At 49.4% G+C, this 11,655-nt stretch carries 10 protein-coding genes and 13 tRNA genes; 19 read left to right on the top strand and 4 right to left on the bottom strand.

Annotation, left to right across the window (positions count from 1 at the left end; translation table 11 throughout):
• The 13 genes from ACI1P2_RS29470 to ACI1P2_RS29410 all read left to right on the top strand — a co-directional run bounded on the left by ACI1P2_RS29470 (position 1) and on the right by ACI1P2_RS29410 (position 1,309).
• A tRNA-Asp gene (locus ACI1P2_RS29470) sits at positions 1-77 on the top strand.
• A 163-nt stretch (positions 78-240) separates the two neighbouring features.
• Positions 241-313, top strand: a tRNA-Phe gene (locus tag ACI1P2_RS29465).
• A 15-nt stretch (positions 314-328) separates the two neighbouring features.
• Positions 329-404: transfer RNA gene (locus ACI1P2_RS29460), tRNA-Thr, on the top strand.
• A 5-nt stretch (positions 405-409) separates the two neighbouring features.
• Positions 410-495, top strand: a tRNA-Tyr gene (locus tag ACI1P2_RS29455).
• Positions 496-511: 16 nt separating this feature from the next.
• Positions 512-584: transfer RNA gene (locus tag ACI1P2_RS29450), tRNA-His, on the top strand.
• A gap of 11 nt (positions 585-595) precedes the next feature.
• Positions 596-670, top strand: a tRNA-Gln gene (locus ACI1P2_RS29445).
• A 5-nt stretch (positions 671-675) separates the two neighbouring features.
• Positions 676-751: transfer RNA gene (locus ACI1P2_RS29440), tRNA-Lys, on the top strand.
• A 16-nt stretch (positions 752-767) separates the two neighbouring features.
• Positions 768-855 (top strand) — tRNA-Leu (locus tag ACI1P2_RS29435).
• 6 nt (positions 856-861) lie between these two features.
• A tRNA-Gly gene (locus tag ACI1P2_RS29430) sits at positions 862-936 on the top strand.
• A gap of 10 nt (positions 937-946) precedes the next feature.
• Positions 947-1,018 (top strand) — tRNA-Cys (locus ACI1P2_RS29425).
• A 25-nt stretch (positions 1,019-1,043) separates the two neighbouring features.
• Positions 1,044-1,120, top strand: a tRNA-Arg gene (locus ACI1P2_RS29420).
• A gap of 34 nt (positions 1,121-1,154) precedes the next feature.
• Positions 1,155-1,228, top strand: a tRNA-Pro gene (locus ACI1P2_RS29415).
• A gap of 10 nt (positions 1,229-1,238) precedes the next feature.
• Positions 1,239-1,309, top strand: a tRNA-Gly gene (locus ACI1P2_RS29410).
• 87 nt (positions 1,310-1,396) lie between these two features.
• Here ACI1P2_RS29410 and ACI1P2_RS29405 read toward each other — a convergent pair.
• The 3 genes from ACI1P2_RS29405 to ACI1P2_RS29395 all read right to left on the bottom strand — a co-directional run bounded on the left by ACI1P2_RS29405 (position 1,397) and on the right by ACI1P2_RS29395 (position 3,721).
• On the bottom strand, positions 1,397-2,509 hold the full coding sequence (locus ACI1P2_RS29405) for a PAS domain-containing sensor histidine kinase (RefSeq protein WP_355325777.1): 1,113 nt from the start codon (positions 2,507-2,509) through the stop codon (positions 1,397-1,399).
• On the bottom strand, positions 2,502-3,155 hold the full coding sequence (locus ACI1P2_RS29400; RefSeq protein ID WP_355325774.1) for a response regulator transcription factor: 654 nt from the start codon (positions 3,153-3,155) through the stop codon (positions 2,502-2,504). The genes ACI1P2_RS29405 and ACI1P2_RS29400 overlap by 8 nt, the downstream gene beginning before the upstream one ends.
• A 122-nt stretch (positions 3,156-3,277) precedes the next feature.
• Positions 3,278-3,721, bottom strand: a complete 444-nt coding sequence (locus ACI1P2_RS29395; RefSeq protein WP_355325771.1) for a GAF domain-containing protein — start codon at positions 3,719-3,721, stop codon at positions 3,278-3,280.
• Between the two features lie 318 nt (positions 3,722-4,039).
• On the opposite strand from ACI1P2_RS29395, the gene ACI1P2_RS29390 reads away from it, so the two are divergent.
• Positions 4,040-4,786 (top strand): Crp/Fnr family transcriptional regulator, encoded by a 747-nt coding sequence (locus ACI1P2_RS29390; protein WP_355325768.1) that lies wholly within the window; start codon positions 4,040-4,042, stop codon positions 4,784-4,786.
• Between the two features lie 50 nt (positions 4,787-4,836).
• Here the strand turns inward: ACI1P2_RS29390 and ACI1P2_RS29385 are convergent, their stop codons facing one another.
• Complete coding sequence (locus tag ACI1P2_RS29385) at positions 4,837-4,986, bottom strand: hypothetical protein (protein ID WP_355325765.1); 150 nt, start codon at positions 4,984-4,986, stop codon at positions 4,837-4,839.
• Between the two features lie 300 nt (positions 4,987-5,286).
• Here ACI1P2_RS29385 and ACI1P2_RS29380 point away from each other — a divergent pair, with 300 nt between their 5' ends.
• From ACI1P2_RS29380 to ACI1P2_RS29360, 5 genes are all read left to right on the top strand, one after another.
• Positions 5,287-6,627 (top strand): extracellular solute-binding protein, encoded by a 1,341-nt coding sequence (locus ACI1P2_RS29380; RefSeq protein WP_355325762.1) that lies wholly within the window; start codon positions 5,287-5,289, stop codon positions 6,625-6,627.
• A gap of 118 nt (positions 6,628-6,745) precedes the next feature.
• A complete protein-coding gene (locus ACI1P2_RS29375; protein ID WP_355325759.1) occupies positions 6,746-7,636 on the top strand; it encodes a carbohydrate ABC transporter permease in 891 nt (296 codons plus the stop codon).
• Positions 7,637-7,650: 14 nt separating this feature from the next.
• Entirely contained in the window at positions 7,651-8,475 is an 825-nt protein-coding gene (locus ACI1P2_RS29370) for a carbohydrate ABC transporter permease (RefSeq protein ID WP_355325756.1), read from the top strand.
• Positions 8,476-8,552: 77 nt separating this feature from the next.
• On the top strand, positions 8,553-10,349 hold the full coding sequence (locus ACI1P2_RS29365) for a cache domain-containing sensor histidine kinase (RefSeq protein ID WP_355325789.1): 1,797 nt from the start codon (positions 8,553-8,555) through the stop codon (positions 10,347-10,349).
• Complete coding sequence (locus ACI1P2_RS29360) at positions 10,330-11,514, top strand: response regulator (RefSeq protein ID WP_355325753.1); 1,185 nt, start codon at positions 10,330-10,332, stop codon at positions 11,512-11,514. Before ACI1P2_RS29365 ends, ACI1P2_RS29360 begins: the two co-directional genes overlap by 20 nt.
• The last annotated feature ends 141 nt before the right edge of the window (positions 11,515-11,655 follow it).

Below are 11,655 nucleotides of genomic sequence, written 5' to 3'. Positions count from 1 at the left end.
GGAACCGTGGTGTAGAGGCCTAACATGCCTGCCTGTCACGCAGGAGATCGCGGGTTCGAATCCCGTCGGTTCCGCCACTATTGCAATAGCTTCAGGAATAAGAACCCAAAAGGGTTCATCGGAATTGAATAAACTTCGTAGTCTCTCACACAGTGAGAGTACCTTGGAGGTTCCGTTTAATAAAGCTAGGGATAAGAATCTGTTAAGGTTCATTTAATCCGTCGGCTCTGCCTGATGCAGGGCTCGGTAGCTCAGTCGGTAGAGCAGAGGACTGAAAATCCTCGTGTCGGCGGTTCGATTCCGTCCCGAGCCACCTTTAACTGAATATGCCGGTGTAGCTCAATTGGTAGAGCAACTGACTTGTAATCAGTAGGTTGGGGGTTCAAGTCCTCTCGCCGGCACCACTTATGGAGGCTTAGCGAAGTGGCCAAACGCAGCAGACTGTAAATCTGTTCTCTTACGAGTTCGGTGGTTCGAATCCATCAGCCTCCACCAGTTTTTAAATGCCATGGCGGTCGTGGCGAAGGGGTTAACGCACCGGATTGTGGCTCCGGCATTCGTGGGTTCAAGTCCCATCGATCGCCCTTTTACATAATGGGGATTAGCCAAGCGGTAAGGCAACGGACTTTGACTCCGTCATGCATAGGTTCGAATCCTATATCCCCAGCCATTTACGAGCCATTAGCTCAGTCGGTAGAGCACCTGACTTTTAATCAGGGTGTCGAAGGTTCGAGTCCTTCATGGCTCACCAGTTTTTTCTAAAATATGCGGTCGTGGCGGAATTGGCAGACGCGCACGGTTCAGGTCCGTGTGGGCTAACCCCCCGTGGAGGTTCGAGTCCTCTCGACCGCACCATATTTTGCGGACGTGGCTCAGCGGTAGAGCATCGCCTTGCCAAGGCGAGGGTCGCGGGTTCGATTCCCGTCGTCCGCTCCATGATCACAATGGCGCCATAGCCAAGTGGTAAGGCAAAGCTCTGCAAAAGCTTGATTCCCCAGTTCAAATCTGGGTGGCGCCTTTACTATGAATGGCCCTTATAAGATGTCCCCTTAGCTCAGCTGGATAGAGCGTTTGACTACGAATCAAAAGGTCGGGAGTTCGAATCTCTCAGGGGACGCCATTACAACTTCATGAAATTGCTCATAAATGAATAACGGGACGTAGCTCAGCTTGGTAGAGCACCTGGTTTGGGACCAGGGGGTCGCATGTTCAAATCGTGTCGTCCCGATCTTGTATTTGCGGGTGTAGTTCAATGGTAGAACTCCAGCCTTCCAAGCTGGTAGCGTGGGTTCGATTCCCATCACCCGCTTTTTGCTTTATCTTAGCGGATTCTTGTCACACCAGTTGTGACACCTTAAATAAGAGAGCCTGTTTCTCCGACAGAGCTCTCTCTTTTTTATTTCCCTTCAACGGGTAAATTCAATTCAATACGGGTGCCATTGCCTGTTGCGGACAGTACACGAAGCCGTCCTCCCGCCCCCCGTGCCCGTTCCTCCATACTGAAAAGGCCTACCCCCTGCCCAGCCTGTCCAGGTTTAAATCCATCCCCCTTGTCTTCTACTGTTACCCTGACTTCAGACTTCCGATCCTCAACAGTTACGGTGGCATCCGATACATCCGCATATTTTGCAATGTTAGTCAAGGCTTCCTGAACAATACGGTAAATGGCTATTTCTTTCTGGATATCAAGCCGTTTGCGCAGCGAACAGGTGAAGTCTACCTGTATTCCGTAATGATTGCTGTAGTTGTCAATATAAGTACGGAGCGCGGGAACAACGCCCAAATCATCCAGCACGGAAGGTCTAAGCTCCCAAGCCAGCCCTCGTACATCGGCCATAATGGCTGTGACTTGCTGACGAAGCTCCTGGATTACAGGATTGGACTGCTTGGACAATTCATGATCCATCTGAATGGCTAAGGAAAACAGACTTTGTCCGATGCCGTCATGAAGCTCACGGGAAAAACGCTTGCGCTCTTCCTCCTGGATTTGCATCACCTGTGTCATCATGCCCTGGAGCTCGGCTTGAACCTGCTTGAGCTCTGTAACTTCATTACGTACGGCCAAATATTGATAGGGACGGCCTTTATCATCCGTAATGGGAACAATCGTGGTATTAACCCAGTAATAAGAACCGTCTTTGGCACGGTTGCGAATTTCTCCCCGCCATACTTTTCCCGAGGAGATCGTTCTCCATAAATTTTTCATAAAATCGGAGGAATGATGGCCGGAATTAATAATCCGGTGATCCTTGCCGATCAGCTCTTCCCGCCTATACTTTGATATTTCGCAAAATTTATCATTAACATACTGAATCGTCCCCTTGCGATCTGTCACCGCAACAATGGAAGATTCATCAAGGGCAAACTTCAGATCGGACAGCTGAAGCAGGGAGTAACGCAACGCCTTACGAAAGTATTCATCCGGAATATGTTCATCCAACTGCTCAATGAGGGACACGGCCTGCTCTCCGATCGTCTGATGAAAGATCCATTTGTACTGGCTATTCATAATTCAGGAGTCCTTTCTTCATAGCGAATTTGACAAGCTCCGGCCGGGTTTTCAGGTTGAGCTTTTCCATCAGGTTGCTTTTATGCGATTCTACAGTCTTGACGCTGATCACGAGGTGCTCGGCAATTTCCTTATTGGAGTAGCCTTTGGCCACCCAGGATAAGATTTCTTTTTCCCGTTCAGATAAGGATTCATAAGGACCAGAGCCGCCCTCCTGCTTCAGCTTATCCAAATATTCGCTCATAAGGCGTTTGGTAGCATTGGCATACAGATATGCATTTCCCTGGGCAACCGATTGGATAGCGGTGATCAGTTCTTCGTGGGGCGCGCTTTTCAAAATGTATCCCGAGGCTCCTGCCTGAATGGCACGGAACAGATACTCATCATCATCATGCATGGTCAAAATAAGGACCTCGGTATCCGGCAGCAGCTTCTTCAGCTCCGTTGTAGCTATCAGCCCATCCTTGCCAGGGGGCATGCTGAAGTCCATCAATACGACATCGGGCTTTAATTCAAGCGCCTTGGCGATCGCTTCATCCCCATCGGCGGCATCCCCGATGACGTTAATATCATGCTTTCCATCCAATAAGGCAATCAGACCGGACCGGACGACAACATGGTCATCAACAACAAGTATACGAACCAAAATATCCCTCCGTAGGCGATGTATCGCGTGTATGACCTCATCATAGCAAAAAGAAAGGAATCCTATCAATGCAGGATTCCTTTCTGAAAGCACCTGTCCGGGAGGGATACGGGCATGAAGAATCAGGACAGCCTAAACTTCAGGGCGCTGAGACGACGGGCGGTTTGTTCCACTAAAGCAGTGTCATGGGGAACAAAGCTGTAAGTATTCCGTTGTCCGACCAGTACCACACCTTTGGGAATATCGTCCGCGCCAAAAATAGGAGCAACAAAAGCAGAGTGAAGCTGTTCCGCAAGCATTAATGCAGAGTCCTGTCTTAAACGATACGTATCCCCTAAGAGGGGGTTGGTCACTACGGAACGTCCAAGTCTCACGGCCATGCCGGATAAGCCGTACCCGGGCTTAAAGGAGATTCGTCGGTAACGGTCACTACGGTTTCCGGATATATAACGCCAGCGGAAGGAATTATGCGTTGAATGAATCCATGCTAGCGCAGCCACATCACATGAAATCAGCGCACGCAGGGAGTCAAGCTCACCCTTGACCTCCGGCAAAAGATCATTCATAACTGAGCACTTCCTTTACGAGGTAAAACCATATATTTTCCGGCTATCTCCAGAGTATATATTCCCTTCATTCGGAAGAAGGCAGGGGAACACCCTATGTCCAAGTGGATAACCGTCGATTACAAAATATTGTTGTAGTATAAGGGAAAATACCATATTCTCACCCAGACTGTAGTGATTATAGTCACACAATGTAGTGATTTAAGTCACACATATTCAGGGTTAAAAGACGAGAAAAATCAGGTAATTTCCTGATAACGCAATTTCGTGAATCATATTATGATTGGAGTATTAGGAAGACGTGAAGGGGAAATGAGCATGGCTGCAGTATATATGGAAAAGCTGGCAGGATCGGCGCAGGCGGAGCGGACGGGAATCGATTTGTTTTTGACGAAAGAGCACATTGAACTGCTGAAAAGCATTATGACCTGGAAGAAGGTTAAAGCGGGAAGTACTCTTTTCATGGAGGGAGAAGCCGCGGGACAGCTGTACTATATCCGCTCAGGGCGGGTTAAGCTGCGCAAATCTACGGAAGACGGTAAAGAGCTTTTACTGACGATTCAACGCAGAGGGGATCTGATCGGGGAATTCGGGGGCTTGGGCGGCGAGGAGCATAACTATACAGCAGAAACAGCGGATGCATGCGAAGTTGGGGTCATTCAAGGCAAGGAGCTGGAAGGGCTCATGACAAGGCATGGGGATTTGGCTGTGCAATTTATAAAATGGTTCGGTCTGAAGCAGCGGATTATGGAATCCCGCTTCAGGGATTTGCTGCTGTATGGAAAAACCGGGGCGTTGGCTTCGACCTTGATCCGTGCATCGAATACATGCGGAGTCAAGAACGAAGATGGTATTCTGCTGAACATCAAACTGAATCATACGGAACTTGGTGAAATGATTGGCGCGACCCGTGAAAGTGTCAACCGGATGCTTACCTCGCTCAAAGAACAGGGCACGATTGAGATGAAGGAAGGAAAAATCAACATTTTGCAAATGGAGGACCTGCGCATGATGTGCGGCTGCCCTGAGGAGGGGCACTGCCCTAATGAAATATGCCGTTTATGAGAAAAAAAGCTAATCAAGGAACCATTCCTGGATTAGCTTTTTCATCTATTCTAGGCCTGTTGCGATGTATGCTGCAGCAAGCCTTGCAGTTTACGCCGAATTTCCTTCTGCCACTTCTCATCCTGAACTTTAACGGCGAGATTCAGAAGGTCCAAGTAATCGTCAATATGCAGAGAGGTCTTTTGAAGAGCTGCGTTCACCGGGTTCCTTCCCCCTTCGATATAGTACATATCATTGTAGTCCCAATAATGATAATCATTATCATACGATCGATTTAACCCTATTATGCCTATTATCCAAGAGAAAAGCAAGTGGTTTGCAGGAATATCGTAAAAAAAGACCCCTTAAAAAAACAAACCTCACTTCCTAAGTTCGCACATTGTTCACACCCTTTGATTGGAAGATAATAACCATATCACCTTAGTGGAATTTTACAAGAAATTCTTTGTGCAAACGGCAAGAAAATGCTTAATTCATTTATTTAAGGAGGAAAAAGGGTCATGCGTACAGGAAAAATGAAAGCGTTTGCCTTGATGATGGCGAGCGCAATGATCTTCATGCTGGCGGCATGCGGCGGCGGGCAGGAAGGCGGTGGAACTACAGATAATTCCAGCAGCAACGGCGGAGAAAAAAGCGGGGAACAGGTTACAATTACATTCCAGAACATTTATCCCGATCCTACGACTCCCGCACATAAAATGATGAACCAGCTCGTTGAGCAGTATGAAAAGGATCATCCGAACATTAAGATTGAGCTCGACTCACTGAATACAGACCAGCAGAAGCTGAAGCTGAAAACGCAAGCTGCCTCCAAAGAGGTTCCGGATATCACCATCGTGAACCCGGCGGCCCAAATGCAGCCCTTCGTTGAAGCTGGACTGTTGGCACCGCTTAATGACGTGGTGGACCGCGACAATCTGAAGGATAAATTCCAGGACGGTTTGCTGGAATATTACAGCTTCGACGGCAACGTATACGCGCTTCCTGATGGTAATAACATCGAAGTCGTGTACTATAACAAGGCTTTGTTCGATCAAGCCGGAATTAAGGAAACGCCAAAAACGTTCGATGAGCTGCTCGAAGTCGTTAAAACCTTGAAATCCAAAGGAATTACCCCGATCGCTATCGGTGAAAAGGACTCCTGGACTGGCTCGCTGCTGTTCATGAACATCCTCCTTCGCACGAACGGCGGCCCGGGCTTTTTACAGGACGTCATTGATGGCAAAAAAACATTCAATGATCCTGCATTCGTTGAAGCCGTAGATGCATTCCAAAAGCTGGTCAAAGCCGGGGCATTCCCGGATGGAGCAACATCGATCGATTATAATGCCGGCGGCAACATTTTCAAAACAGGCAAAGCGGCTATGTACATCATGGGCACCTGGGAGACCGGAGCCATTGACGCGTCCTCTGTAGCGGATCAAGTGGCCGCATTCCAGTTCCCAACTGTGAATGGCAAAGGGGATGTCAACGATTATATTATTGCGCCAGGCAGCGCATTTGCGATTTCGGCGAACAGCGAGCATCTGGAAGAAACCAAGGACTTCCTGCATTACTTCATGACCGAAATGCCTAAAGTCCGGTTTGAGCTTAAGGACGCGGTAGGCAGCGGCCACAAAATTGAAGGCGACTTTAAAGCGGCAGGCTATTCGAACCTTGCCATCGGCCTGAACGAATTGTTCAAAAATATTAAAGGCGGAGATCTTGCCTTCGATAATACGATGAACCCTGCAGTGGCTCAGGCGCATCTGAGCAGCATTCAAAATCTGTTCGTCACGGAGGCAGACCCGGCCCAGGTAGCACAGGAGCACCAGACCGCCTTTGAAGCCAATCCGCAATAACAGAATACCCGGCCTGCGGCGGGGAGGGAGCCTTCCGGTTCCTTCCCTGCTTTCAGGATCGGCAAAAAAGTCCGGCAATAGAGGATAGAGTAAGAGATACAGATAAAGGAGGAGAACCATGAATGTATTAAAAGTACGAGCCGGTACCATAGCGGTATTCGTATTACCCTGTCTGCTGCTTTATGTATGTATGGTGTTCATACCGATTCTGGTGTCCATTTACAGCGGACTGCTGGATTGGAACGGAATCTCGGATGCCAAGTTTGTAGGCCTCGCCAATTTCCAGAAATTTTTGACCGATGACCCATTGTTCTGGCCTTCCGTGAAGCGGACGATTATGTTTGCGGTATTTTCGATGATCGAAATTCCGGTATGCCTGCTGATTGCGATCCTGTTGAACAGATACGTGCGAAAAGCCAATACGCTCGTTACCATGTACTTTCTGCCTGTGATTCTGTCTGTCGTCATCATTGGCCAGCTCTGGAAAACCATTTACAATCCCGCTTCGATGGGCGGCATGCTGAACGGTGTCCTCACGGCTTTGGGACTGGAATCATGGACCCACAACTGGCTGACTGAGCCTGATATCGCGATGTATTCGCTCTACTTTGTCTCCCTGTGGCAGTACTTTGGCTATCACCTGCTGATTCAGTTTACCGGCGTACAGAACATCCCCAATGAATTGTATGAAGCGGCCAAAATTGACGGTGCCGAAGGCTTCAAAGCCGACCGCTATGTCACGCTGCCGCTGGTCGTACCGATCTTTAAAATTTCCATCGTTCTGGCCTTTATCGGCTCGCTGCAATCCTTCGATCTGATCTGGGTCATGACAGGCGGCGGTCCGGCCCATGCTACAGACACCGTGGCCACCTACATGTACGGCATGTCCTTCCTGTCGATGAAATACGGATACGGCAGCGCTTTGGCATCCTTCCTGGTCGTGTTTTGTCTTGTGTTTACAGTCGTTATAAATTTTGTTTTCAAACGAATTGAGAATAAGGTAAACTAAGGAGGCCGGAGCCGATGAAAACGTTTAAAAAAGTGATCGTATACGCCGTGCTCGCGGTTCTCGTTGTTACGCAGCTGTATCCGCTGTTTTGGCTGCTGACGTACTCACTGAAGACCAATGAGGAGATTCTGGGAGGCAGCTTCTTTGCTCTTCCCGAAACACCACGTTGGAGTAACTATCAGGAGGCATATGAGTCAGGCAATTATCTGCAGTACCTGTCCAACAGTGTGTTCGTTACTGGAGTGACGATGGTCTGTGTCATTCTGCTTAGCTCCATGACGGCCTATGCGATTACACGCTTCCGCTGGCGGTATGGCGGAATAATCATGCTGGTGTTTCTCGTAGGTATGATGATTCCCATGCAGGCCACGCTGCTGCCCTTGATGGTCATTTTCAAAAATGTAAATATCCTCAATACCCATTTGTCATTGATTCTGCCCTACATTGCGTTCCAGACACCGATTGCCGTCTTTATCCTCAGCGGATTTATGAGGTCCATTCCCCATGAGATTGAGGAATCGGCTTATATGGACGGGGCGAGCATATACCGGATTTTCCGGAGCATCATTCTGCCTATTTCTTTACCGCCGGTCATGACCGTCTGCATTCTTACGTTTATTAATATCTGGAATGAATATATCATGGCAGCCACATTTATCTCCTCGGAAAAGCTGAAGACGCTGCCGTTCGGCATCTATACGTTCGTTAGCCAATATTCTGTCAACTACGGTAATATTGGCGCTTATCTCGTGATGGGAGCGCTTCCGGTCATCATCATTTATTTCCTGCTCTCCGAACGGATTACGAAAGGTATGGTTGCCGGCGCGGTTAAGGGCTGAACAAGGCTTGTCCGCTACATGATCTGTATTCTGGAGGAGCAGACGGGACAAACGAGACGAAAGGAGCGTACATGGGCTTGCAGCGCCGTTTTCAATCCATTCATCACCGGCTGTTCATTCTGTTCCTCTTCTGCATGTCAGGCATTGTGCTGGCGGTAAGTCTGCTGTTCTATAACCGGACCACCGTTCAGTTCCACGATAAAATCAGCGATCTGGCCCGCAAGAACGTGTCCCAAACCGCCGGGTTATTCGATCTGCTGCTGAACAGCTATAACAGTCTTACGAAATCCATTACCAACAACCTTGACCTTGTGCGGCTGCTCGGTACGGAAACGGCTAATCAGCCAGAGGCGGTTGCTTATATTAATGAACGGACAATTACAAATATTCTGGGCGCTATTTATTATTCGCGGGAAGATTTGATTGGCATTCATGTATTAAAGGACAACGGCAAGGTATATAACTACGGCAACTACATGAATGTTATAGATCCAGAATACATGCATTCGGAATGGTATCAGGAAATCAAGAAATCCGCAGGCAAAATTGCCTGGCTTGGCGTCTATCCCCATTCGGTTATTGACCAGATGGAGAAGAGGCCTGTTTTTGCATTTGGACGTCAGCTCTACGATCTGGATGAACACAAGCCAATTGGTATCGTGCTGATTGAAGCAGAGCCCAAGTCCATACTGGCTGCTCTTCATAATCTTCGCGTCGGTCCAAATAGCGAGGTTTACCTGGTGGGCCAGGGGGGAAGGATTGTCTCGGCAACCTCCACCAGCCCGCCTCCTTCCCTTGAAAGGCTGCAGGCGAACGGCGGCGATGACGTCATCGTTGAAAGGGGCGACCAGCAGGTTGTCATAGCTTCCAGGCTTCCTTTTGCCGATTGGTCCGTGATCAGTGTAACTCCAAACCGGGACTTGAATGTTGAACTGGCGCAAACCCAGCGCTTTCTGCTGATTGTCGCCCCTGTGCTGATCATTCTGTCCGCCCTCATTGCCTTGGTGGTGTCCAGAAGCATATCGCAGCCTCTAAAGCGGCTGATTCGGGAAATGAAGCTGGTCGAGACAGGCAATTTCCGGCGGAGGCTGGAAGTCACCTCTTATCAGGAGGTGAATCAGTTGGTGGATTCCTTTAACCATATGGTCGGGCGGATCGAGGAGTTGATCGAGCTGGTCAAGATATCTTCGGTCAGTGAGAAAAATGCCGAGCTGCATGCCCTGCAAACGCAGGTAAATCCTCATTTTTTATACAATACGCTTGATATGATCTACTGGCTGCTGGATGAGAAGGGACAGGATCAGCTCGGTGAGGTGGTGCTGTCCTTATCCCATCTGTTCCGTTACAGCAGCCATTGGGAAGAGGGGGCGGAGGTGAGTCTGCGCGAGGAGGTCGAGCAGATGGGGCACTATCTGACGATTATCCAGGCCCGTCTGGAAGGCAGGGTTACCGTCCTCATGGATATCAGCCAGCGGTGGATGGATATACGCATTCCCAAAATGACGCTTCAGCCTTTGATTGAAAATGCGGTCAAGCATGGACTGGAGCCGCTGGAGCCGAATATGCGCGGTGAGCTGCATGTCCGTGCCGAGGAAGCGGGGCACACGCTGCGGCTGACGATTGCTGACAACGGCGTCGGCATTACCTCGGAGCGTCTGATCGAGGTCCGGTATGCGCTGGCTAATCCGGGGAAACAGAGCATCAGCGGCAGAACCGGCCATATCGGCTTACAGAATCTGCAAATGCGTCTGCATCATATGTTCGGCAAGGAATTTGGACTTGGAATCACAGGGAAACCTGGGAAAGGAACCAAAATTACCGTAACCATTCCGCTTCCAAAGGAGAGGAAAAGCGATGAATATATTGATAGCTGATGACGAGCATGCCATCCGCCAGGGCATTGGGCGTACCCTTCATCAGGCCTGGCCGGACAGCCGTATTTATGCGGCCGCTTCCACGGAGGAAGCGGCGGGAATTCTGACAGAGCATCCCGTGGATATTGTGCTGACTGATATCCTGATGCCGGGTATGGACGGTCTTGAGTTTATGCGGATCTCCAAGCGCAAGCACCCGCACCTGCAGTGGGTGGTCATCTCTGCGCACTCCGAATTTCAATACGCCCAGAAGGCGGTTCGTCTTGGGGCAAAGGATTACCTGCTGAAGCCGATTGGCAAAAAAAAGCTGCTGGAATGTGTGGAGACGCTGGCAGGAGAAGTACAGGCCGAGTCGGAAAGAGTGAAGGAAGGCAAGCTGCTGAAGTCCAGTCTGGGATATCTGAGAGAAGCCGTATTTCAGCGCTATGCGCTCGGCTTGGATACAGGCAAGCTGGATATTCGCCCTTTCGTGGAGAACTATCCGCAATTCAACCTTTTCATGGTTGGCATGGAGGCAGTGGAGCGAAAAAATCATCTGGAGCATTTTATTATTGAAAATGTCCTCTCCGAAATTTTGGAAACAACCGGCAATGGTTTTGTCATCAGCCTGGACCGGTACAGCCTGCTCGGCATCGCCCGCCTTCAGAATGAATCGGAGGCCAACAGGCTGATCGGCCTGCTGAAGGAACATTTGCGAAGATGTCTGAAGCTGCCCTTCCAGGCGGTGGTTTCCGGGCCACACTATGATTTTGCGGGTATTCCCGATGCGGTTGCGTCGCTGCGCAGTTCATTGGAGGGCAGCCTGGTATCCGGCAGAGATGAATCTCTGAAGGAGGGGATTCATACGGTGGATGTGGCGCTACAGTACATTCGTGCACATTTTACAGAGGATCTGTCTCTTGAGAAGGTGGCTTCCGTCGTCTTTCTGAATCCCGTATATTTCAGCCAGCTGTTCAAGCAGAAGACCGGTCAGGGCTACAAGGATTATGTCATCAGCCTGCGCATGGAGCAGGCCAAAAAGCTGCTGCTTGATCCCCAGTTGAAGCTGGCCGACATTGCCGACCGGATCGGGTACCATGATGTCAGACATTTTACACAGGTGTTCCGCCGCAAGTGCGGTATGACTCCGACAGAATACAGATTGGGTATGAAAGCGGGGGGTTGACCATGGATCAAGCGGTTATGAAGTTCGTTTATCCCATGATTGGTGTCAAAATAGGACTAAAGTAGGTTAATTTTTTCCCAGCATCTACCGATATATGAACTTATGAGGTTTAAAGAATAAACATATATCGGAGGTAAATCA

Source organism: Paenibacillus jiangxiensis (assembly GCF_046098255.1).
GTDB classification, from domain to species: Bacteria; Bacillota; Bacilli; order Paenibacillales; family Paenibacillaceae; genus Paenibacillus; species Paenibacillus jiagnxiensis.
Note: the sequence above shows the minus strand (reverse complement) of the source record. Positions and strands in the feature narration are given on the sequence as shown.